Origin of the sequence: Burkholderia sp. BCC1638 (assembly GCF_902833195.1) — a bacterium.
GTDB lineage: Bacteria > Pseudomonadota > Gammaproteobacteria > Burkholderiales > Burkholderiaceae > Burkholderia > Burkholderia diffusa.
Map to the genome: position 1 here is coordinate 194,767 of NZ_CADFEC010000009.1, position 22,757 is coordinate 217,523.

Here is a 22,757-nt window from a genome sequence, read left to right on the forward strand (position 1 = left end):
GGCGCCGCCCGCATGACGGCAGACGGCATGCGCGGCGAGTGCCCCGGCAGATCGAATTTCGAGCGGGAGACCGGGAGTGCTTCATCAAATCATCGACCGCAGGCTGGCCGGCAAGAACAAGAGCATCGCCAACCGCGAACGCTTTCTGCGTCGCGTCAAGAACTACATTCGTCGTGCCGTGTCCGACGCGGTGCGCGACCGTAGCATCAAGGATATCCAGAGCACGCAAAGCATCACGATTCCGCGCAAGGACATCGCCGAACCGAATTTCCGGCATGCGCCTGGCGGGCGTCGCGAATACGTGCACCCGGGCAACGAAGACTACGTGCGCGGCGACAAGATTCCGCGTCCGCAGGGCGGCTCGGGCGGCGGCGGCAGTCAGGCGAGCAACGAGGGCGAAGGGCAGGACGACTTCGTGTTCGAGTTGTCGCGCGACGAATTCATGCAGTATTTCTTCGACGATCTCGAACTGCCGCGCCTCGTGAAGACGCACCTGCTGACGGTGCCGAGCTGGAAGAACGTGCGCGCGGGCTGGTCGGCGGAAGGCACGCCGAACAACATCGACGTCGTGCGCTCGCTGCGCAGCGCGCTCGGCCGGCGCATCGCGCTCGGCTCTCCGCTCGTCAACGAGTTGCGCGAGCTGGAGGCGCAGCTCGAGGCGCTGAAGATCGACCCGGAAGACCGCCGCGCGGAAATCGCGACGCTCGAGGCCGAGATCCATCATCTGAAGGGGCGCATCTGGCGGATTCCGTTCATCGATCCGTTCGACCTGCGCTACATCAACCGCGTGAAGCAGCCGCAACCGTCGAGCCAGGCCGTGATGTTCTGCCTGATGGACGTGTCGGGCTCGATGGACGAGCAGCGCAAGGATCTCGCGAAGCGCTTCTTCATCCTCCTGTACCTGTTCCTGAAGCGCAACTACGAGCGCATCGAGGTCGTGTTCATCCGTCACCACACGCGTGCCGAGGAAGTCGACGAAGACACCTTCTTCCATTCGACCGAAAGCGGCGGCACCGTCGTGTCGAGCGCGCTCGAGCTGATGCGCAAGGTGATGAACGAGCGCTACTCGCCGACGGAATGGAACATCTACGGCGCGCAGGCGTCCGACGGCGACAACTGGACCGACGATTCGCCGAAGTGTCGCAAAATCCTGGAAGAGGATATCCTCACCAAGACGCGTTACTTCGCGTATATCCAGGTCGCGCCCGAAGAGCAGAACCTGTGGCTGGAGTACGCGCAGCTGGCGTTGTCGCAGCCGCATCTCGCGATGAAGAAAGTCGAATCGGCTGCGGACATTTACCCGGTGTTTCGCGAATTGTTCGAAAAGCAGGTGGAAATGTCATGACGACCCGCCATCTGCACAACGAGTCGCGCGGCTACGCGCCGCGCCCTTCCGGCGACGACACGGCCGGCCCTGCCGCATCGCAGCAAAGCGGCCGGACCGAGCCGGCGGCGCCGGCCGCCGACTTGCCCGCTGCCGGGCAGAAGGAAGCGCGTATGAACGTGGCCGAACGCAAGCCGCTGCCGTGCCCGTCCGACTGGACCTTCGAACTGCTCGAGGAATACGACACGCACATCTCGCAGGTCGCAGAGCAGTACGAGCTCGACATCTATCCGATCCAGCTCGAACTGATCAGCGCCGAGCAGATGATGGATGCGTACGCGTCGGTCGGGATGCCGGTCAACTATCGCCACTGGTCGTTCGGCAAGCACTTCCTCGCGACCGAGAAAAGCTATCGTCGCGGCCAGATGGGGCTCGCCTACGAGATCGTCATCAACTCGAATCCGTGCATCGCGTATCTGATGGAAGAGAACACGATGACGATGCAGGCGCTCGTCATCGCGCACGCGGCGTACGGGCACAATTCGTTCTTCAAGGGCAACTACCTGTTCCGGCTGTGGACCGACGCGCACGCGATCATCGATTATCTCGTGTACGCGAAGAACTACGTCGCCGAATGCGAGGAGCGCTACGGCCTCGATCGCGTCGAGGAACTGCTCGATTCGTGCCATGCGCTGATGAACTACGGCGTCGACCGCTACAAGCGGCCGCAGAAGCCGTCGCTGTCGAAGGAGGCCGCGCTGCGGCGCGAGCGCGAGGCGTATCTGCAGTCGCAGGTCAACGAGCTGTGGCGCACGCTGCCGGGCAAGAAGCCCGAGCAGATGGAGGAGCAGGAGGAACGCTATCCGCCGGAGCCGCAGGAGAACCTGCTGTATTTCGCGGAGAAGAACGCGCCGCTGCTCGAGCCGTGGGAGCGCGAAGTGATCCGCATCGTGCGCAAGATCGGCCAGTACTTTTATCCGCAGCGGCAGACGCAGGTGATGAACGAAGGCTGGGCGACGTTCTGGCACTACACGCTGCTCAATACGCTGTACAACCAGGGCAAGCTGGAAGACGGCTTCATGATGGAGTTCCTGCATTCGCACAGCAACGTGGTCTATCAGCCGCCCGTCACGAAGCCGTACTACAGCGGGATCAACCCGTATGCGCTCGGCTTCTCGATGATGAGCGACATCCGGCGGATCTGCGAGGCGCCGACGGAAGAGGACTACAAGTGGTTTCCGGAGATCGCGGGCACGCCGTGGCTGCCGGCGATGCACTACGCGATGCGCAACTTCAAGGACGAGAGCTTCATCGCGCAGTACCTGTCGCCGAACCTGATCCGCGAAATGCGGCTGTTCTCGGTGCTCGACGACGACATGCGCGATTCGCTCGAGGTATCGGCGATCCACGACGAGTCCGGCTACCAATACGTGCGGCAGGCGCTGTCGCGTCAGTACGACATCCATCACCGCGAGCCGAACATCCAGGTATGGGCGGTGAACACGCGCGGCGACCGCAGCCTCACGCTGCGCCACTTCATGACCGACAACCGCCATCTGTCGAACGACAGCGAGGAAGTGCTCAAGCACATGGCGCGGCTCTGGCAGTTCGACGTATTCCTGGAAAGCGTCGACGAGGCCGGTACCGTGCGCAAGCGCTACGAGTGCCGCTACGTGCCGCCGGAGGTGCGTGTCTGAGCACCGAGACCGGGAATAGTTTGCACCGGACGCCAGCCTCGCGGCTGGCGTTTTCATATGACGAACGGGTGGCGGGAGAAAATTTTTCTACATCCGGACGAACCCGGAAAGCCCGTTACTTTACATTTCGCTAAAATCCCGTAGCGCCGTGCGCCGGAACCGGTGCCACGTGCGACCGCACGCGGCGGCTCCCAGCCGTCTCGCCCAGAAAGCACTAAAAGGAACAGACCAACCCATGGACGTCCAGACCGACCAAGCTGCGCTGTCCGCGCATGACACCCGGCGGCGCGTGTTCGCCATCGTCGGCGCCTCGTCGGGCAACCTCGTCGAGTGGTTCGACTTCTACATCTACTCGTTCTGCGCGCTGTACTTCGCACCGGCGTTCTTCCCGAGCGGCAACACGACGACCCAGCTGCTGAACACGGCCGGCGTGTTCGCGGCCGGCTTCCTGATGCGTCCGATCGGCGGCTGGCTGTTCGGCCGCATCGCCGACCGTCATGGCCGCCGCACGGCGATGATGATCTCGGTGCTGATGATGTGCGGCGGCTCGCTCGTGATCGCGGTGCTGCCGACCTACGCGCAGATCGGCGCGCTCGCACCGGCGCTGCTGCTGGTCGCGCGTTTGTTCCAGGGCCTGTCGGTGGGCGGCGAATACGGGACGAGCGCGACCTACATGAGCGAGGTGGCGCTGAAGGGCCGCCGGGGCTTCTTCGCGTCGTTCCAGTACGTGACGCTGATCGGCGGCCAGCTGTGCGCACTGCTCGTGCTCGTGATCCTGCAGCAGACGCTGTCGGGCGACGAGCTGAAGGCGTGGGGCTGGCGCATTCCGTTCGTGGTCGGTGCGGCGGCTGCGCTGATCTCGCTGTACCTGCGTAAATCGCTCGACGAGACGTCGACGAGCGCATCGCGCGACAAGAAGGATGCGGGCACGATCCGCGGCGTGTGGCAGCACAAGGGCGCGTTCTTCACGGTGGTCGGCTTCACGGCCGGCGGCTCGCTGATCTTCTACACGTTCACCACGTACATGCAGAAGTACCTGGTGAACACGGCCGGCATGCATGCGAAGACCGCCAGCAACGTGATGACCGTCGCGCTGCTCGTCTACATGCTGATCCAGCCGGTGTTCGGCGCGCTGTCCGACAAGATCGGCCGCCGCACGTCGATGATCCTGTTCGGCGCGTTCGCGGTGATCGGCACGGTGCCGCTGATGCACGCGCTGAAGACCGTGACGAGCCCGACGGCCGCGTTCGTGCTGATCACGATCGCGCTTGCGATCGTCAGCTTCTACACGTCGATCAGCGGCCTCATCAAGGCCGAGATGTTCCCGCCCGAAGTGCGCGCGATGGGCGTCGGCCTGTCGTATGCGGTCGCGAACGCGATCTTCGGCGGCTCGGCCGAGTACGTCGCGCTGTGGTTCAAGTCGATCGGCAGCGAGGAAACCTTCTACTGGTACGTGACGGTGCTGTGCGCGATCTCGCTGATCGTGTCGTGGCGGATGCGCGATCCGAGCAAGGAAGGGTATCTGCGTCACGAACCGTGATCGGCGGGGCAGCCTCGCGAGGCTGCCCGCATCGACCGGCAACGTGCAACGGGACGGCGCTCCGCCACACAGGCGGCGCGCCGTTTTTTTCATGCGCGCCGTCTTCGCATGGACACGCGCAAGCGCATCGCGGGACGCGCGATATCGATATCGGAATCGCTTCGTTGTCCGTCGCGAGCGATGCCTTTATTCTGAACCCGTAGTTCGTGTGACACCTCCTTGACTGGGATTCGCGCCCGCTGCCTGCAGCGGGCGTCTTTTTTTCCGAAGCGCGCCGTGGCGCACGCCGTCTCAAGCGTCATCACGAAACCCGCAGAGCAAAGCACCAATTGTTGGTTCGGAATCGCCGCACGCGCTGATACGTTAGCGGCTTCGCGACGACACACTCCGTCGCGATGTTCCTCGAACCGGCCGCCGCGCGATCCGCGGCGGCCTTCATGACAAACCAGGTCGTGCTCATGAAACTCCACACTCTCGCTACGTGGCTCTTCGGGGCCGCGCTCGTCACGGCCGGCACGGTCGCGCACGCGGACCGCCTCGACGACATCAGGAAGGCCGGCGTGCTGCGCGTCGCGACCTTCGACAGCAATCCGCCGTTCGGTTATGTCGACGGCAAGAGCAACCACATCGTCGGCCTCGACGTCGACTATGCGAAGGCGCTGGCCGACAAGCTCGGCGTGAAGCTGCAGCTGCAGCCGACCAATCCCGCGAACCGCATTCCGTTCCTGACTTCCGGCAAGGTCGATCTGGTGCTCGCGAACTTCACGATCACCGACGAGCGCGCGAAGCAGGTCGACTTCAGCATCCCGTACTTCTCGTCGGGCCAGCAGTTTCTCGCGAAGAAGGGCGTGCTGAAATCGGCCGACCAGCTGAACAGCCTGCGCGTCGGCGCGGACAAGGGCACGACGAACGAAATCACGCTGCGCGAGAAATTCCCGAAGGTGACGATCGTCGCATACGACGACACGCCGTTCGCATTCGCCGCGCTGCGCGCCGGCAACGTGCAGGCGATCACGCAGGACGGGCCGAAACTGATCGGCCTGCTCGCGAACGTGCCCGACAAACAGAACTACGAGATCCCGGCGTTCACGATCTCGAATGACTACATGGGCGTCGGCGTGCCGAAGGGCGAGACGCGCCTGCTCGGCTTCGTCAACGACACGCTGAAGGGCCTCGAGGCAAACGGCCGCGCCACGCAGATCTACGACGCGTGGTTCGGGCCGACGACGAAGACGCCGCTCACGCGCATCTTCCGCATCGGCGACAAGACCTGAGTCGCACGCCAGGTGCGCCGCGTTCCGCCGCCGGCTACGCCGGTGCGCACGGATCGCGGCGCTTTCCGTTTCTTTTCGATCGCGCGCTTCGCGCCCGCACCACGGCATGCTCGGGTTGGCTCCCAAATATCTGTCCTGGCTCTGGCAGGGCTTCCTGCTGACGCTCGGCCTCGCGGCCGCGTCGGCGCTCGCCGCGACCGTCGGCGGGCTGCTGCTCGCCGTCCTGCGGCATGCGCGCGGCAAGGTGCCGCGCACGCTGGCGGCCGGTTATGTCGTCGCGTTCCGCAACACGCCGCTGCTCGTGCAGTTGTTGTTCTGGTATTTCGGCGTCGCGTCGTTGCTGCCCGAAACGTGGGTCGCATGGCTGAACGCGCGCCATCAACTCAGCGCGGGCCCGTTCACGCTCGCGTGGCCGTCGTTCGAGTTCGTCGCGGGCTGGTTCGGGTTGAGCGCGTACACGGCCGCGTTCGTCGCCGAGGAATGCGAAGCCGGGCTGCGCGGCGTGCGCCGCGCGCAGCATGACGCGGCCGCGGCGCTCGGCCTCACGCCGATGCAGTCGCTGCGCTACGTGGTGCTGCCGCAGGCCGTGCGCATCGCGCTGCCGCCGTTGTTCGGCCAATACATGAATCTCGTGAAGAACTCGTCGCTCGCGATGGCGATCGGCGTCGCCGAGCTGTCGTATGCGTCGCGGCAGGTCGAGACGGAGACGTTCAGGACCTTCGCTGCGTTCGGTGTCGCGACCGTGCTGTACATCGTCGGGGTGGCCGCGATCGAGGCCGGCGCATATGCGGCCACGCAATGGCGTGACCGGCTCGGGGCGGGGCGCTGACGATGGACATCTCGCTGCTGCTCGACAACCTGCCGTACCTGCTCGTCGGCGCGTTCCCGGACGGCCCGCTCGGCGGTGCCGCGCTGTCGCTGGTGCTCGCGATCGCGTCGGCGATGGCGTCCGCGGTGCTGGGCGTGGCGCTCGGCGTCGCGATGGCGCTCGCGCGCGGCCCGCTGCGCGTGCTGCTGCTCGCGTTCATCGGCTTCTTCCGTGCGATTCCGGTGCTGATGCTGATCTTCTGGACGTATTTCCTGATGCCGATGCTGCTGCACATGGACGTGCCGGGGCTCGCGACGGTCGTGTGCGCGCTGGCGCTGATCGGCGGTGCCTATCTCGCGCATGCGGTGCATGCGGGCATCGTCGCGGCCGGCGACGGGCAGTGGCAGGCGGGGCTGTCGCTCGGACTCACGCGCTGGCAGACCGTGCGCTACGTGCTGCTGCCGCAGGCGATCCGGATCATGACGCCGTCGTTCGTCAACCAGTGGGTCGCGCTCGTGAAGGACACGTCGCTCGCGTATATCGTCGGCGTGCCGGAATTGTCGTTCGTCGCGACGCAGGTGAACAACCGGCTGATGGTGTATCCGGCGCCGATCTTCCTGTTCGTCGCGGCGATCTATCTCGTGTTGTGCACGTCGCTCGACGGCGCGGCGCGCTGGCTGCTGTCGCGTCGTCCGCGTGCGAAGCGCCTCGCGCGCGCGGCGGAGCGCACGGAGCCGGCGCGGTGACGGCGGGCCGCATGCGATGAATGCGACGCACGCGCGGTGATGAGGCGTGGTCGCCCGCGTCGTCGCCGCTCGAGCGGCGACGGACGTGCTGATGCTTCGGCGCGTCAGCCTCAGGACGCGCTGTAGTGCGTATCGAAGACCGCGCGCAGCGTCGACGGACCGGCCGCGAAGTCGCCCCACAGCGGGCCGTCGGTCTGCGCGAATGCGAACGGCGTCGTACTGATCGACGCGAGGCGGAAGCGCCATTGCGCCGCTTCCTGGCGGAACGCGGTGAGCTGCATGTCGGACAGCCCCGTCTGCGCGCTTGCGAGCGTGACGAGCGGATCGACCGGATCGTTCGCGACGCGCACCTCGAAGTGCAGGTGCGGCCCGGTAGCGGCGCCGGTCATCCCGACCGAGCCGAGGCGCTGGCCCTGCTTCACGGTTTCACCGGTCTTCAGCCCGCGCGCAAACGCGGACAAATGCGCGTAGTAGGTCGAATAACCGTCCGCGTGATCGACGATCACGTAGTGGCCGTAGCCGCCCGGATCGGTGCCGACGAACGACACGACGCCATCGGCCGCCGCATTGACGGGCGTGCCGGACGGCGCGGCGAGGTCGACGCCGGTATGGAACGCCATCGCCTGCGACAGCGGGTGGACGCGTTCGCCGAAGAACGAACTGATGCGCGTCCATTTGACGGGCATCGTGAACGCCGCTGCTTCGAGCGGCGCGCCATCGAGCGTGTAGTACGCGCCGTGGTCGGCGCCCGGCGCGCGGAACCAGATCGCGCCGAACGTGCGGCCCGCGACGCGCAGTTCGAGCGCGGTGAGGTGCGGCGTGCCGTTGTTGGTGTCGTACGCGACGCGGTAGTAGTCGCCGCGCTGGGCGCTGGCGCGCATCGCGACCTTGCCGGTGACGAGATCGCCGAGCTGGATGCGCACCTCGGGCGGCACGTCGAGACGGTTCAGCGTATCGGACAGCGTGAGTTCGATGTCGCCCGCGCGCATTCCGTGTTGCTGTTCGGGCGCCGCGAACTGGAACAGGTTCGTATAGCCGAGCATGTCGTTGCGATGCGCGCTGAGCGGCGCGAACAGGCCCGGCTGCAGGCTGCGCTCGCCGCGTTCATCGAGTTCGTTGCGCTCGCCGATCGTGCGCGCGAGTTCGCTCGTCACGAAATGCTGCGCGGTGGGAAACGGCGTGTCGGACAGCACGCGCTGCGGCAGCGCGGCCGTGCCCGAGTCGACGGCGCCCGGCAGTTGCGAGACGGCCGGCAGCGCGGCGGCGAGACCGAAGGCGGCGAGGGCGCCGAGCACGGCGGCCGGCACGAGCGCGCGCACGAGGCGCTGCGCGCGGCCGGGCGCGAAAGCATCAGGGGTTGCGGCAGGCTTGACCAAGGGTGTCCACATCCAGGAAAGCGGTTCAAAGAGGTGTGGGCGGGAGCCATCGGCGGCATATCCGTCGGGTGGCGACGGGGCGGGCGACGGGCGTGCAACAAAACAGGCCCCGCCAGGGGCCTGTGTCGTTTCCGTTCGACCCAACTCGCGGGCAGACCCGCTTCGAACGGCGGCGTGAACTTTCCGGGTCGCACCCGGATTATCACGAAGACGCTAAAGAAAGATGACAGCGTCAGTCTACCGATGTTCCGCGAAACGTTAAAAATTTTAAAGAGGGTCAGCGCATTCGTTTCGCACTGCGGTAAATCGGGTTAAAGCAGCATTTATTGCGCGGCTTTGGGTTCGGCTGGCAATTTTTGCGCGCGCACGCGCAACGCGGCAGATGTCCGGACGGCGTCGAAGCCCGCGTCGAGCATCGCTTCCGCGTCGGCCCACAGATTGCCGCGCAACCGGTTGGTCCAGATCATCGACGCGAACACGCCTTCGAGCAGCGACACGAGATAGACGGCCGCCAGATGCACGTCGAGATCGGCGGCGAGTTCGCCGGACGCGATCGCGCGGCGCAGCAGCGCCTTGGTGATGCGCAGCATCTGCAGTTCGAGCAGCATGCGGCGCCGCTGCAGCGCGCCGTTTTCCTCGCTTTGTTCGCACTTCGTATAGAGGATCACGAGCACGCGCTGCATCGCGCCCGGCTCGCCGCATTGCTGCAGGTAGTGCGACGCCGCGCGGCGCAGCGTGGCGAACGCGGGGAGGTTGTCGACCGCGTCGAAGCCTTCCGACGTGCGCGCGAACGCGCGGTCGCACATCGCGAGACACACTTCCATCTTGTTGCGGTAATGGCCGTACACGGCGCCCCGCGACATTCCGGCGGCCTCGGCGAGGTCCGCCATCGCGGTTTGCGCGACGCCTTTTTCGAGCAGGACGAGCTCGGCGGCGTCGAGGATCCGGTGCTTGATGGCGAGCGATTCTTCCCGGGTCTTGCGGGCCATGTCGTGAATTTCCTTACAGTTCGCTGTCGTTTTATTGAGACAGTAAGGCGGCCCGATTGCAACCGCCTGTATTTAATCAGTCGTGACTGATTATAATCGGCCACCCTGAGCCGCCGCATTGTATCGGCGGCGAACGATCCGAGGTCATACATGAATAACAAACGCTCCCTGGGGCGCCGCCTTCGGCTGGCGTCGTTCGCGCTCGCGGCCATGCTGCTCGTGACCGGATGCGGAAAGGGCGAACAGGACAAGGCGCCGGAGGCCATTCAACGCGCGACGGTCGTCACGGTGCGTCCGACGGCCGTGCCGATGACCGTCGAATTGCCCGGCCGGCTCGACGCGTATCGGCAAGCGGAAGTGCGCGCGCGGGTCGCGGGCATCGTCACCGCGCGGACTTACGAAGAAGGCCAGGAAGTGAAGCAGGGCGCGGTGCTGTTCCGCATCGACCCCGCGCCGCTGAAGGCCGCGCGCGACGCCGCACAGGGCGCGCTCGCGAAGGCGCAGGCCGCCGCGCTCGCCGCGAGCGACAAGCGTCGCCGTTACGACGACCTGGTGCGCGACCGCGCGGTCAGCGAGCGCGATCACACGGAGGCCGTTGCCGACGACACGCAGGCGAAGGCCGGCGTCGCTTCGGCGAAGGCCGAGCTCGCCCGCGCGCAACTGCAGCTCGACTACGCGACCGTCACCGCGCCGATTTCGGGCCGCGCGCGGCGCGCGCTCGTCACCGAAGGCGCGCTCGTCGGCCAGGACCAGGCAACGCCGCTCACGACCGTCGAGCAGCTCGATCCGATCTACGTGAATTTCTCGCAGCCGGCGGCCGACGTCGATGCGTTGCGTCGCGCGGTGAAGAGCGGGCGCGCGACGGGCATCGCGCAGCATGACGTCACGGTGACGCTGCTGCGCGCCGACGGCACCGCGTATCCGCTGAAGGGCAAGCTGCTGTTCAGCGATCTCGCGGTCGACCCGACCACCGATACCGTCGCGATGCGCGCGCTGCTCCCGAATCCCGAACGCGAACTGCTGCCGGGCGCGTACGTGCGGATCGCGCTCGACGCGGCCGTCGATCAGCGCGCGATCCTCGTGCCGCGCGATGCGCTGCTGCGCACGGCCGACCGCACGTCGGTGCGCGTGGTCGGCGCGAACGGCAAGGTGCAGGACGTCGAGGTCGTCGCCGACCGGATGAGCGGACGCGATTGGCGCATCACGCGCGGCCTCGCCGGCGGCGAGCGCGTGATCGTCGACAACGCCGCGCAGTTCGCGCCCGATACCGCCGTCAAGCCCGTCGAGCAGGCAACGCCGACGAAGGCCGCGTCACAGGCGGCCGCCCGTCAAACCTGACCGGTTCACCGAGACCAACATGGCACGTTTCTTCATCGATCGCCCCGTCTTCGCGTGGGTGATCGCACTCTTCATCATGCTCGGCGGCGCGTTCGCGATACGCGCGCTGCCCGTCGCGCAGTATCCGGACATCGCGCCGCCCGTGGTCAGCATTTATGCGACGTACCCGGGCGCGTCCGCGCAGGTCGTCGAGGAATCGGTGACCGCGCTGATCGAGCGCGAGATGAACGGCGCGCCGGGGCTGCTCTATACGTCCGCGACCAGCAGCGCCGGCGCGGCGTCGCTGTACCTGACGTTCAAGCAGGGCGTCAACGCCGATCTCGCGGCCGTCGAGGTGCAGAACCGGCTGAAGACGGTCGAGGCGCGGCTGCCCGAACCCGTGCGGCGCGACGGCATCCAGGTCGAGAAGGCCGCCGACAACATCCAGCTCGTCGTATCGCTGACGTCGGACGACGGCCGGATGACCGACGTGCAGCTCGGCGAATACGCATCGGCGAACGTCGTGCAGGCGCTGCGCCGCGTCGACGGTGTCGGCCGCGTGCAGTTCTGGGGCGCCGAATATGCGATGCGGATCTGGCCCGACCCGGTGAAGATGGCCGGGCACGGCCTCACTGCGTCGGATATCTCGTCGGCCGTGCGCGCGCACAACGCGCGCGTGACGATCGGCGACATCGGCCGCAGCGCGGTACCGAACAGCGCGCCGATCGCCGCGACGGTGTTCGCCGACGCGCCGCTGAAGACGCCGGCCGACTTCGGCGCGATCGCGCTGCGCACGCTGCCGGACGGCGCCGCGCTCTACCTGCGCGACGTCGCGCGCATCGAGTTCGGCGGCAACGACTACAACTATCCGTCGTACGTGAACGGCAAGGTCGCGACCGGGATGGGCATCAAGCTCGCGCCGGGCTCGAACGCGGTGGCCACCGAGAAGCGCGTGCGCGCGACGATGGACGCGCTGTCCGCGTATTTCCCGCCGGGCGTGAAATACCAGATCCCGTACGAGACGTCATCGTTCGTGCGCGTGTCGATGAACAAGGTCGTCACGACGCTGATCGAGGCCGGCGTGCTGGTGTTCCTCGTGATGTTCCTGTTCATGCAAAACCTGCGCGCGACGCTGATTCCGACGCTCGTCGTGCCGGTCGCGCTCGCGGGCACGTTCGGCGTGATGTATGCGGCCGGTTTCTCGATCAACGTGCTGACGATGTTCGGGATGGTGCTCGCGATCGGCATTCTCGTCGACGATGCGATCGTCGTCGTCGAGAACGTCGAGCGGCTGATGGTCGAGGAGGGGCTCGGGCCGTACGACGCGACCGTCAAGGCGATGACGCAGATCAGCGGCGCGATCGTCGGCATCACGGTCGTGCTGACGTCGGTGTTCGTGCCGATGGCGTTCTTCGGCGGCGCGGTGGGCAACATCTATCGGCAGTTCGCGCTCGCGCTCGCGGTATCGATCGGCTTCTCGGCGTTTCTCGCGCTGTCGCTGACGCCCGCGTTGTGCGCGACGCTGCTCAAGCCGGTGTCCGGCGACCATCACGAGAAGCGCGGCTTCTTCGGCTGGTTCAACCGCTTGGTCGCACGTGCGACGCAGCGTTATGCGGCACGCGTCGGCACGATGCTGAAGAAGCCGGTGCGCTGGCTCGTCGTGTACGGCGCGTTGACGGCGGCGGCCGCGCTGATGCTCACGCAACTGCCGACCGCGTTCCTGCCCGACGAGGACCAGGGCAACTTCATGGTGATGGTGATCCGGCCGCAGGGCACGCCGCTCGCGGAAACCATGCAGAGCGTGCGCGAGGTCGAGTCGTATGTTCGCCACAACGAGCCCGCCGCGTACACGTTCGCGCTCGGCGGCTTCAACCTGTACGGCGAAGGGCCGAACGGCGGGATGATCTTCGTCACGCTGAAGAACTGGAAGGAACGCAAGGCCGGGCGCGATCACGTGCAGGCGATCGTCGCGCGCATCAACGAGCGCTTCGCGGGTGCGGCGAACACCACGGTGTTCGCGATGAACTCGCCGGCGCTGCCCGATCTCGGTTCGACGAGCGGCTTCGACTTCCGGCTGCAGAATCGCAGCGGGCTCGACTACGCGACGTTCAGTGCCGCGCGCGAGCAACTGCTCGCGGCGGGCGGCAAGGATCCGGCGCTCGCCGACCTGATGTTCGCCGGCACGCAGGACGCGCCGCAGCTCAAACTCGACATCGATCGCGCGAAGGCGTCGGCGCTCGGCGTGTCGATGGAAGAGATCAACACGACGCTCGCGGTGATGTTCGGCTCCGACTACATCGGCGACTTCATGCACGGCACGCAGGTGCGCCGCGTGATCGTGCAGGCCGACGGGCTGCACCGGCTCGATCCGGACGACGTGAAGAAGCTGCGCGTGCGCAACACGCGTGGCGAGATGGTGCCGCTCGCGGCGTTCGCGACGCTGCACTGGACGCTCGGGCCGCCGCAGCTCACGCGCTACAACGGCTATCCGTCGTTCACGATCAACGGTTCGGCCGCGCCGGGGCACAGCAGCGGCGAAGCGATGGTCGCGATCGAGCGGCTCGCCGCGAAGCTGCCGGCCGGCATCGGCCACGCGTGGTCGGGGCAGTCGTTCGAGGAGCGGCTGTCGGGCACGCAGGCGCCGATGCTGTTCGCGCTGTCGGTGCTCGTCGTGTTTCTCGCGCTCGCGGCGCTGTACGAAAGCTGGTCGATCCCGTTCGCGGTGATGCTGGTCGTGCCGCTCGGCGTGATCGGCGCGGTGCTCGGCGTCACGCTGCGCGCGATGCCGAACGACATCTATTTCAAGGTGGGACTGATCGCGACGATCGGGTTGTCCGCGAAGAACGCGATCCTGATCGTCGAAGTCGCGAAGGATCTGGTCGCGCAGCGCATGTCGCTCGCCGACGCCGCGCTCGAGGCCGCGCGCCTGCGCCTGCGGCCGATCGTGATGACGTCGCTCGCGTTCGGCGTCGGCGTGCTGCCGCTCGCGTTCGCATCGGGCGCCGCGTCCGGCGCGCAGATGGCGATCGGCACCGGCGTGCTCGGCGGCGTGATCACGGCGACGGTGCTCGCGGTGTTTCTCGTCCCGCTGTTTTTCGTGAGCGTCGGTCGTCTGTTCGACGTCGGCCCGCGCCGGCGCGGCGGATCGCAACCGGCGACGATGGAGGGTTCGCAATGACGTTTTACCTGAAGGCGTGCGCGACGCCGCGGGCTCGGGTCGCGCTGGCCGCGGCACTCGCGTTCGCGCTCGCCGGCTGCTCGCTCGCGCCGCGCTACGAGCGGCCGGCGGCGCCGGTGCCGGCCAGCTACACGCCGGTCGATGGCGACACGCCGCAGGCGGTCGAGGCGGCTGCGTCCGCCGATGCCGCGCTGCTCGACGACTGGCGCGCATATTTCACCGATCCTGCGCTGCAGGCGTGGATCGACGCGGCGCTCGCGAACAACCGCGACCTGCGGATCGCGGCCGGCCGGCTCGACGAAGCGCACGCGCTGTACGGCGTGCAGCGCGCGGACCTGATGCCGTCGGTCGACGCGAACCTCGGCTACGAACGCACGCGCCAGTACGACCCGGTCGTGCGCGAGAGCGCGGTGAGCGGGCTGTATCGTGCGGGCGTGGGTGTCAGCGCGTACGAGCTCGACCTGTTCGGCCGCGTGCGCAACCTGTCCGACGCGGCGCTCGCCGAGTATTTCGCGACGGCCGACGCGCAGCGCACGGTGCGTATCGGCGTGATTGCCGAAGTCGCCGGCGCGTATGTTTCCGAACGGTCGTTGCGCGAGCAACTGGCGCTGGCGCAGCGCACGCTCGACGCGCGCGAGCGCATCGCCGCGCTCACGCAGCGCCGCTACGCGGCCGGCACGAGCGACGCGATCGAGTTGCGTTCGGCCGAGATGCTGGTCGCATCCGCGCGTGCGTCGCAGGCCGCGCTGCAGCGCGAACACGCGCAGTCGGTGCGCGCGCTGCAATTGCTCGCCGGCGATTTTGCACGCACCGTGCCGGCCGACGGCACCGCGTTCGACACGCTCGCAATCGCGCCGGTGGCGCCCGGCGCGCCGAGCGCGCTGCTCGAACGGCGGCCGGACATCCGGCAGGCCGAGTCGCGGCTCAAGGCCGCGAACGCGCAGATCGGCGCCGCGCGCGCGGCGTTCTTCCCGCGCATCGCGCTGACGACCGATTACGGTTCGGTCAGCGATGCGTTCTCGAGCCTGTTCGCGGGCGGCACGAGCGTGTGGACGTTCGCGCCGCGCATCACGCTGCCGATCTTCGCGGGCGGCCGCAATCGCGCGAATCTCGACGTCGCAAACGCACGCAAGCACATCGCGGTCGCCGAATACGAGAAGACCGTGCAGACCGCATTCCGCGAAGTGGCCGACGCGTTCACCGCGCGCGACTGGATCGATCGCCAGCTCGCCGCGCAGCAGGACGTCTACGCGGCCGACGGCGCGCGGCTGAAGCTCGCCGAGCGCCGCTATGCGGGCGGCGTCGCGACGTATCTCGAACTGCTCGACGCGCAGCGCAGCACGTACGAGTCGGGGCAGGAGCTGATCCGGCTCAAGGAGCGCAGGCTCGCGAATGCGATCGCGTTGTATCGCGCATTGGGCGGCGGGTGGGCGCCGGCATTCGCCGCGGCGGCCGCCGTGTGATGCTTCCGGCCGTGCCGGGCGGCGATGGCGCATCGCGAGATGCCGTCGCTCCCGGTTGGCATCGCCTTTGTCGGGGTACCGGCAGAGATCGCCGACGCGTGACATCCGCGCTTCGTCTTCCACGTTTTTCTCCTGGCTGTCGAGCCGAAGGCCCGCCTTCGACTCGACACGCATCCCGGCCCGAGCATGCCGGACTTCCTTCTTTCCGATCCCGACCAATCCGCTGAAAAGTCGTCTGCGCATCGTCGCGCACGTGTGCCGAATGTCGTGGTGACGCACGGCACGACACGCGACTTTTAATCCGGGATTGACGATTCGATTAATTCAGGTATTGCGAATAATGCGGGGCGACAAAGTGTCGCGGTAAAACGTTTGTGCGAATTGCGCAATCGTTTGCGCGAAAATTTCAGATGACGAAAATCGCTCGTTAATTTCCTGTCAGTTGAAAATCGACGATTGCTATCGTTGCGGTCGAACAACGATGGCGGGATTGGACAGAATTTTGTCTTTCCCGGCTGGCGATATTGAAAAGCCTTGCCCGACAAGGCGAAGTGGGGCGTCTGCATTCGAGAAAAAGAAATGTCTTTAATTTTCAGTCGGTTCCAGAAAATTAAAAAGGACTTCGGATGAAAATATCGGAATTGTGAATTTCGGGGAAAGAGTGCGTTTGAAGATGGGTGAATTGAAGATTGTCATGGGCGATTTGACAATGATTTACAGAATTCTTTCATTCCTATCTCGATAATGCCGCCTCGTGACGGACGGGAGCCAACCACACGCTGCCTTTTGTATCCGCCACGTCGTCATTCCCTTTGCAATTCACACGGAAAACGTCATGAAAAAATCCCTCCTGACCGCTGTCGCACTCGCAGCCCTGTCCACCTCGGCCTTCGCAGAGGGCACCGGCACGATCAACTTCACGGGCGAGATCGTCGCGGGCGCATGCGGCATCGATTCGGGTTCGGTCAACCAGACCGTGAACCTCGGCAAGGTGCCGACCCACACGTTCAAGCAGGCCGGCGACAAGTCCACGCCGACCAACTTCGACATCAAGCTGACCGACTGCGACACGAGCATCGCGCAGAACGCGTACTTCACGTTCACGGGCACGTCGAGCGCGGGCCAGCCGAAGCTGCTCGCCACGATCGGCTCGGCGACCAACGTCGGCATCCGCCTGCAGTCTGCGTCGGGTGAATACCTCGACAACGGCGCGGAGCAAAAGGCACCGACCGTGCTGCAGAACGGCACGAACGTCGCACGCTTCGCGGCAATGTACGAAGCGACGGCAGCCGGCGTGACGCCGGGTACCGCCGACGGCGTCGCGAACTTCACGGTTCGCTACCAGTAAGCGTCCGTACCGGAGAAGGGGTGCGCGCACCCTTTCTCCGTCCTCGTTTCCTTCCCGCTTCCTTTTCCTCGGACTTCCGGTAGCGCCGCGTGCGAATCAGACATTCCTTCCTTTGCGTCTCCGTGCTGGTGGTCGGCAGCCAGAGCCATGCGACGGAATTCAATTCGTCGTTCCTCGACATCGACGGCACGAACAACGTCGACCTGTCGCAGTTCTCCCAGGCCGACTTCACGCTGCCGGGCGAATACATGCTCGACGTGCAGGTCAACGACCTGTTCTACGGGTTGCAGGCGATCCAGTTCATCGCACTCGATGCGTCCGGCGCCGGCAAGCCGTGCCTGCCGCCGGAACTCGTCGCGCAGTTCGGACTGAAGCCGTCGCTCGCGAAGGACCTGCCGCGCTTCCAGGGCGGCCGTTGCGTCGATCTCGGCGCGATCGAGGGGGCAACCGTGCGCTACCTGAAGAGCGACGGACGCCTCAAGATCACGATTCCGCAGGCCGCGCTCGAGTTCACCGATTCGACCTATCTGCCGCCGGAGCGCTGGTCCGAGGGGATTCCGGGCGCGATGCTCGACTATCGCGTGATCGCAAACACGAACCGCAGCTTCGGTGCGGGCGGCGCGCAGACGAATTCGATCCAGGCCTACGGCACGATCGGCGCGAACTGGGATGCGTGGCGTTTTCGCGGCGACTACCAGGCGCAGTCGAACGTGGGCAACACGGCGTACGCCGACCGCACGTTCCGCTTCAGCCGGCTTTACGCGTTTCGCGCGCTGCCGTCGATCCAGTCGACGGTGACGTTCGGCGACGACTACCTGAGCTCGGACATTTTCGACACGTTCGCGCTGACCGGCGCGTCGATCCGCAGCGACGACCGCATGCTGCCGCCTTCGCTGCGCGGCTATGCGCCGCTGATCTCGGGTGTCGCGCGCACCAATGCGACCGTGACCGTGTCGCAGGCGGGGCGCGTGCTCTACGTGACGCGCGTGTCGCCGGGCGCGTTCGCACTGCAAAACATCAACACGAGCGTGCAGGGCACGCTCGACGTCGCGGTCGAGGAAGAGGACGGCAGCGTGCAGCGCTTCCAGGTGACGACGGCCGCGGTGCCGTTCCTCGCGCGCACCGGACAACTGCGCTACAAGGCCGCCGTCGGCAAGCCGCGGCAGTTCGGCGGCGCAGGCATCACGCCGTTTTTCGGCTTCGGCGAAATCGCATACGGCCTGCCGCTCGACGTCACGGTGTACGGCGGCTTCATCGCGGCATCGGGCTATACGTCGATCGCGCTCGGCGTCGGCCGCGATTTCGGCACGTTCGGTGCGGTGTCGGCCGACGTCACGCATGCGCGTGCGCGGCTGTGGTGGAACGGCGCGACACGCAACGGCAACTCGTACCGCATCAACTATTCGAAGCACTTCGACGGGCTCGACGCGGACGTGCGCTTCTTCGGCTATCGCTTTTCCGAACGCGAGTACACCAACTTCGCGCAGTTCTCCGGCGACCCGACCGCGTACGGCCTCGCCAACAGCAAGCAGCGCTACTCGGCGACGATGTCGAAGCGCTTCGGCGACACGTCGACCTATTTCTCGTACGACCAGACGACCTACTGGGCGCGCTCGTCCGAGCAGCGCGTGGGCCTCACGCTGACGCGCGCGTTCTCGGTCGGCGCGCTGCGCAACCTGAACGTCAGCGTGTCGGCGTTCCGCACGCAGAGCGCGGGCGCGAGCGGCAATCAGTTTTCAGTGACGGCGACGCTACCGATCGGCGGCCGCCACACCGTCACGTCGAACCTGACCACGGGCAGCGGCAGCACGAGCGTGAACGCGGGTTACATCTACGACGATCCGGACGGTCGCACCTACCAGGTCAACGCAGGCGCGACCGACGGCCGCGCGGCAGCGAACGCGAGCTTCCGCCAGCGCACGTCGACGTATCAGCTGACCGCGCAGGCGTCCACGCTCGCCAACGCGTATGCGGCCGCGTCGCTCGAAGTCGACGGCTCGTTCGTCGCGACCCAATATGGCGTGTCCGCGCACGCGAACGGCAACGCCGGCGATACGCGCCTCCTGGTCTCGACCGACGGCGTGCCCGACGTGCCGCTGTCCGGCACGCTCACGCATACCGACTCGCGCGGCTATGCGGTGCTCGACGGGATCTCGCCGTACAACGTGTACGACGCGACCGTCAACGTCGAGAAGCTTCCGCTTGAAGTGCAGGTGTCGAACCCGATCCAGCGCATGGTGCTGACCGACGGCGCGATCGGCTTCGCGAAGTTCAACGTCGCGCGCGGCAGCAACCTGTACCTGACGCTGACCGACGCGGCCGGCAAGCCGCTGCCGTTCGGCGCGTCGGTGCAGGACGCGGCGAACGGCAAGGAGCTCGGCATCGTCGGCGAGGGCGGTGCGGCGTTCCTGACGCAGGTTCAGCCGAAATCCGCGCTCGCGGTGCGCGCGGGCGAGCGCACGTTGTGCACGGTGGACGCACTGCCCAACCAGCTTCAACTCGAAGGCACGCCGATTCCGGTGACGTGCCAGACGCCCGGCGAGTCGCATGCAGCGGCCGCACGGGCCGAACGATGATTTCACGGATCCAGCGATGAACCCAGCTTTCTCTCTTTCCTTCCTGCGACGCGCGTCGTGCATGCTGGCCGCGGCCGGCGCGCTGGCGGCCGGTGCCGCGCACGCGGCGATCGTGCCGGACCGCACACGCGTGATCTTCAACGAAGACGAACAGGCCGCGATCGTCACCATCACGAACAAGAGCACGACGTATCCGTATCTCGTGCAGTCGTGGCTGGAGGACGCGAAGGGCAACAAGATCACGTCGCCGCTGATGGTCGTCCCGCCGCTGCAGCGCGTCGAGGCGAACGAGCGCAACGTGCTGCGGATCGCCAGGTTGCCGGGCACCGCGCTGCCGGCCGATCGCGAATCGGTCTTCTACCTGAACATCCGCGAAGTACCGCCGAAGTCCGATACGCCGAACACGCTGCAGATCGCGCTGCATACGCAGATGAAGCTGTTCTACCGGCCGAAGGCCGTGCAGCCGGCGCGCGACGAGGACTGGACGCTGCCGATGACGCTGCGCGTCGATGCGGGGGCGCACAAGCTCGTGTTCGACAACCCGACGCCGTACCACGTGACGGTGGTCGAGGTGACGGCGGGCGCGCAGAAGACGCCGGTGCCGATCGAGCCGGTGATGGTGAGCCCGATGAGCACGGCCGACGTACCGTTCAAGGCGGCGACGCCGTCGACGCTGTTCGTCACGCACATCGACGATTACGGCGGCCAGGTGGCGGTCGAATATGCGTGCGACGCCGGTGCGTGCAAGAGCGTGAAGCGATGAGCGGCGCGATGCGCGAACGGCGGTTGCCGGCGGCGTGGCTGCGCTGGCTCGTGCTCGCATTGCTGGTCGCGGCGGCGCAGCCGGCGTGGGCATTGCGATGCCTGACGAACAGCGGCGCGACCTCGCTGACCGAGCCGATCGGCGGCGTCGCGTCGTATCCGACCGACGCACCGGACGGATACGTGATCTGGGTGTCGCCGGTCCGCACCACGTCGGGGTATTGCTACAAGGACCTCGGCGATTCGGACAGCTTGAAAGTCGTCGACAACATCTATTTCTACGCGAACCCGAATCGCACGAACCCAGCCGCGTGGGGGCTGGAAATCGGCATCCGCTACAAGGGCATCGACTACTTCGACAAGACGAGCAACCGCGGCGGCGGGGTGTTCACCGGCTATTCGGTGCCGCCGTGCAGCAGGTACGACTTCGATCGCGGGCGTTGCCAGCAGACCCGCATCAGCATCGACTACCAGGTCGTCGTGCGCAAGAAGGGCAACTGGGTCCAGCCGCCGAGCGATATCTACACGGTATTCCAGTTCGACGGCGAGTTCGGGCTGAATGCGTACAACCCGAGCTTCCAGTACCGCCTGAGTGGCCTGCGCAACCTCAAGCCGACGCCGTGCTTCGTCGACGTGCTCGTGACGCCCGAACCGGGCATCGTCAATTTCGGACAGGTGCAGGCCGTCGGCAACGGCTTCATGCCGGCGGTGCCGCGCAAACGGTTTTCGTTGTCGTTGACCAAGAAATGCAACGTGGCGGTACGCGTCGACGGGTACTTCGAAACGAGCTATCCGGTTCAGAACGGCTTGCTGGTGCCGGCGAAGGACAGCAATTTCGGGATCGGCATCGAGGACAGCCAGGGCAAGGCCATTCCGTTCAACCAACAGTTCAACCTCGCGCAGTTTCCGTCCAACGTCATGAACCAGAGCGTATTGATGGACGCGGTGCTGAAGTCGTTCGGGCCGCCGAAGATCGGGCGGTTCGATGCGACGGCGACGATTCGGTTGTTCATCTACTGACGCGATCGGCGCGAGCGCGGCTCGACGCACGGCACGTACATCATGAAAAAACGCCGGCATGCCGGCGTTTTTTTCAGACTCGCGGCGCGCAGCTCGAAGCGTTCGGCGACACATTTCGTGATGTGCAATGCGCTTCGGCAGCGGCCGGGGCATTCCGTGGTGTCTTCGCCGAGATCCTGTCGTTCGGCCTGTCCAGTTCGCCAAAACACGGATTCCGCCAATTGATCAGACAAATCCTGATAACTGGAAGGGACATTCGGTAATCGGATTGAGAATGATTTGCGTTTACGTTAAATTGCGCTATCTCGAAATCTGACGGAGCAGATCGATGGCTATGGCGGAAGTGCTCGAACGACCGGCAGCGGCAACGGCGAACCCGTTCCTCGGCAGTTATCCGGACCGGCCGTCGCGCCCCGCGCCGCGTGCGCGCCGTACCGCCGAGCCGCATGCGCAGGGCGCGCTGCTCGACGTGCTGATTTCCCATCGCGCGATGCTCGTCAACGTCGCGCGCGGCTTCGTCGGTTGTGCGAGCCGCGCCGAGGACGTCGTACACGACGTGTTCGTGAAGCTCGTCGAATTCCCGAACCAGGACGCGGTTCGCCAGCCGGTCGCGTACGTGACGCGGATGGTGCGCAACGCATCGATCGACGCATGCCGCCGGCAAAGCCTCGAGAACGTCTATCACACGGAAGAGGACGACGGCTTCGACGTGCCGTCGCCGGAACCGACGCCCGAAGCCGCGCTGATGACGCGCGACACGCTGCGCCGCGTGTGGGCCGCGCTCGACGACCTGCCGGCGCGCAGCCGCGCGGCGTTCGAGATGGTGCGGCTGCGCGAGGAAACGCTGCAGACCGCGGCGCGCGCGCTGAACGTGTCGCAAACGCTCGTGCATTTCATGGTGCGCGACGCGGAGCGGCACTGCGCGGAATGCCTCGACGCGTGCCATCGCGGCGACGCGTGTCCGGCGTTCCTCGGCGGCCGCGCGCGGCGCCGGTAAAAAAACGCGCCGGCCAATCGTCTTCAAGACAGGAGCGGCCGATCCGACGATTCGCCGCTTCGCCTCCCTCAACCGCCTCCCGCTTTTTTCGATCATGACGCAAGCCACGACGCCTTCCGCCGACACCGACGACCTCGTCTACACGGTCGTCATCAACGACGAAGAACAGTATTCGATCTGGCCGACGTTCCGGCCCGTGCCGGCCGGCTGGCGCGAGGTCGGCGTGCGCGGCCCGAAGGCCGACTGCCTCGCGCACATCGAGACCGTCTGGACCGACATGCGCCCCGCGAGCCTGCGCCGCGCGATGGACGGCGATCGCGCGACGCGCGCGTCGTGACCCGC

At 66.3% G+C, this 22,757-nt stretch carries 17 protein-coding genes; 15 read left to right on the forward strand and 2 right to left on the reverse strand.

From position 1 onward, the window contains the following. Positions 1-76: 76 nt before the first annotated feature. The 6 genes from HWX22_RS13785 to HWX22_RS13810 all read left to right on the forward strand — a co-directional run bounded on the left by HWX22_RS13785 (position 77) and on the right by HWX22_RS13810 (position 7,389). Entirely contained in the window at positions 77-1,345 is a 1,269-nt protein-coding gene (locus tag HWX22_RS13785; RefSeq protein ID WP_059524458.1) for a YeaH/YhbH family protein, read from the forward strand. Next, positions 1,342-3,021, forward strand: a complete 1,680-nt coding sequence (locus HWX22_RS13790; RefSeq protein ID WP_059691750.1) for a SpoVR family protein — start codon at positions 1,342-1,344, stop codon at positions 3,019-3,021. Before HWX22_RS13785 ends, HWX22_RS13790 begins: the two co-directional genes overlap by 4 nt. A 235-nt stretch (positions 3,022-3,256) precedes the next feature. After that, positions 3,257-4,561 carry an MFS family transporter gene (locus tag HWX22_RS13795; protein WP_059524454.1) on the forward strand — a complete coding sequence of 435 codons (1,305 nt, stop codon included), beginning with the start codon at positions 3,257-3,259 and terminating at the stop codon, positions 4,559-4,561. A 458-nt stretch (positions 4,562-5,019) separates the two neighbouring features. After that, on the forward strand, positions 5,020-5,835 hold the full coding sequence (locus HWX22_RS13800; protein ID WP_175915816.1) for an ABC transporter substrate-binding protein: 816 nt from the start codon (positions 5,020-5,022) through the stop codon (positions 5,833-5,835). Positions 5,836-5,941: 106 nt separating this feature from the next. Further along, positions 5,942-6,664, forward strand: a complete 723-nt coding sequence (locus HWX22_RS13805) for an amino acid ABC transporter permease (protein WP_175911339.1) — start codon at positions 5,942-5,944, stop codon at positions 6,662-6,664. Positions 6,665-6,666: 2 nt separating this feature from the next. Next, on the forward strand, positions 6,667-7,389 hold the full coding sequence (locus HWX22_RS13810) for an amino acid ABC transporter permease (RefSeq protein WP_175911341.1): 723 nt from the start codon (positions 6,667-6,669) through the stop codon (positions 7,387-7,389). A 110-nt stretch (positions 7,390-7,499) separates the two neighbouring features. Here the strand turns inward: HWX22_RS13810 and HWX22_RS13815 are convergent, their stop codons facing one another. Both HWX22_RS13815 and HWX22_RS13820 read right to left on the reverse strand, forming a co-directional pair. Continuing rightward, positions 7,500-8,777, reverse strand: coding sequence for a M23 family metallopeptidase (locus tag HWX22_RS13815; protein ID WP_175911344.1), 1,278 nt, complete (start codon positions 8,775-8,777; stop codon positions 7,500-7,502). 311 nt (positions 8,778-9,088) lie between these two features. After that, positions 9,089-9,754, reverse strand: coding sequence for a TetR family transcriptional regulator (locus HWX22_RS13820; protein ID WP_175911346.1), 666 nt, complete (start codon positions 9,752-9,754; stop codon positions 9,089-9,091). A 150-nt stretch (positions 9,755-9,904) separates the two neighbouring features. On the opposite strand from HWX22_RS13820, the gene HWX22_RS13825 reads away from it, so the two are divergent. The 9 genes from HWX22_RS13825 (at position 9,905) to HWX22_RS13865 (ending at position 22,752) form a co-directional block, all read left to right on the forward strand. Beyond that, positions 9,905-11,092, forward strand: coding sequence for a MexX/AxyX family multidrug efflux RND transporter periplasmic adaptor subunit (locus tag HWX22_RS13825; protein WP_175915817.1), 1,188 nt, complete (start codon positions 9,905-9,907; stop codon positions 11,090-11,092). A 19-nt stretch (positions 11,093-11,111) separates the two neighbouring features. After that, complete coding sequence (locus tag HWX22_RS13830) at positions 11,112-14,249, forward strand: multidrug efflux RND transporter permease subunit (RefSeq protein WP_175915818.1); 3,138 nt, start codon at positions 11,112-11,114, stop codon at positions 14,247-14,249. Continuing rightward, entirely contained in the window at positions 14,246-15,712 is a 1,467-nt protein-coding gene (locus HWX22_RS13835) for an efflux transporter outer membrane subunit (RefSeq protein ID WP_175915819.1), read from the forward strand. The genes HWX22_RS13830 and HWX22_RS13835 overlap by 4 nt, the downstream gene beginning before the upstream one ends. Positions 15,713-16,547: 835 nt before the next feature. After that, positions 16,548-17,060, forward strand: a complete 513-nt coding sequence (locus tag HWX22_RS13840) for a fimbrial protein (protein WP_059524437.1) — start codon at positions 16,548-16,550, stop codon at positions 17,058-17,060. 122 nt (positions 17,061-17,182) lie between these two features. Then, a complete protein-coding gene (locus tag HWX22_RS13845; protein WP_175911378.1) occupies positions 17,183-19,636 on the forward strand; it encodes a fimbria/pilus outer membrane usher protein in 2,454 nt (817 codons plus the stop codon). Between the two features lie 61 nt (positions 19,637-19,697). Then, the gene (locus tag HWX22_RS13850) at positions 19,698-20,399 is read left to right on the forward strand and encodes a molecular chaperone (RefSeq protein ID WP_244135226.1); all 702 of its coding nucleotides are present in this window, start codon (positions 19,698-19,700) and stop codon (positions 20,397-20,399) included. Continuing rightward, on the forward strand, positions 20,396-21,418 hold the full coding sequence (locus HWX22_RS13855; protein WP_175911379.1) for a fimbrial protein: 1,023 nt from the start codon (positions 20,396-20,398) through the stop codon (positions 21,416-21,418). Before HWX22_RS13850 ends, HWX22_RS13855 begins: the two co-directional genes overlap by 4 nt. Before the next feature lie 328 nt (positions 21,419-21,746). Continuing rightward, complete coding sequence (locus HWX22_RS13860; protein WP_059701243.1) at positions 21,747-22,415, forward strand: RNA polymerase factor sigma-70; 669 nt, start codon at positions 21,747-21,749, stop codon at positions 22,413-22,415. A 94-nt stretch (positions 22,416-22,509) separates the two neighbouring features. Further along, a complete protein-coding gene (locus tag HWX22_RS13865) occupies positions 22,510-22,752 on the forward strand; it encodes an MbtH family NRPS accessory protein (protein ID WP_059510746.1) in 243 nt (80 codons plus the stop codon). Positions 22,753-22,757: the final 5 nt, after the last annotated feature.

Excerpts from the sequence above, each read along its gene's own strand:
- HWX22_RS13805 (WP_175911339.1), top strand. The coding sequence starts at position 5,942 with ATGCTCGGGTTGGCTCCCAAATATCTGTCCTGGCTCTGGCAGGGCTTC.
- HWX22_RS13790 (WP_059691750.1), top strand. The coding sequence starts at position 1,342 with ATGACGACCCGCCATCTGCACAACGAGTCGCGCGGCTACGCGCCGCGC.
- HWX22_RS13830 (WP_175915818.1), top strand. The coding sequence starts at position 11,112 with ATGGCACGTTTCTTCATCGATCGCCCCGTCTTCGCGTGGGTGATCGCA.
- HWX22_RS13835 (WP_175915819.1), top strand. The coding sequence starts at position 14,246 with ATGACGTTTTACCTGAAGGCGTGCGCGACGCCGCGGGCTCGGGTCGCG.
- HWX22_RS13865 (WP_059510746.1), top strand. The coding sequence starts at position 22,510 with ATGACGCAAGCCACGACGCCTTCCGCCGACACCGACGACCTCGTCTAC.
- HWX22_RS13825 (WP_175915817.1), top strand. The coding sequence starts at position 9,905 with ATGAATAACAAACGCTCCCTGGGGCGCCGCCTTCGGCTGGCGTCGTTC.
- HWX22_RS13855 (WP_175911379.1), top strand. The coding sequence starts at position 20,396 with ATGAGCGGCGCGATGCGCGAACGGCGGTTGCCGGCGGCGTGGCTGCGC.
- HWX22_RS13850 (WP_244135226.1), top strand. The coding sequence starts at position 19,698 with ATGCTGGCCGCGGCCGGCGCGCTGGCGGCCGGTGCCGCGCACGCGGCG.
- HWX22_RS13815 (WP_175911344.1), bottom strand. The coding sequence starts at position 8,777 with ATGTGGACACCCTTGGTCAAGCCTGCCGCAACCCCTGATGCTTTCGCG.
- HWX22_RS13800 (WP_175915816.1), top strand. The coding sequence starts at position 5,020 with ATGAAACTCCACACTCTCGCTACGTGGCTCTTCGGGGCCGCGCTCGTC.
- HWX22_RS13820 (WP_175911346.1), bottom strand. The coding sequence starts at position 9,754 with ATGGCCCGCAAGACCCGGGAAGAATCGCTCGCCATCAAGCACCGGATC.
- HWX22_RS13840 (WP_059524437.1), top strand. The coding sequence starts at position 16,548 with ATGAAAAAATCCCTCCTGACCGCTGTCGCACTCGCAGCCCTGTCCACC.
- HWX22_RS13795 (WP_059524454.1), top strand. The coding sequence starts at position 3,257 with ATGGACGTCCAGACCGACCAAGCTGCGCTGTCCGCGCATGACACCCGG.
- HWX22_RS13810 (WP_175911341.1), top strand. The coding sequence starts at position 6,667 with ATGGACATCTCGCTGCTGCTCGACAACCTGCCGTACCTGCTCGTCGGC.
- HWX22_RS13860 (WP_059701243.1), top strand. The coding sequence starts at position 21,747 with ATGGCTATGGCGGAAGTGCTCGAACGACCGGCAGCGGCAACGGCGAAC.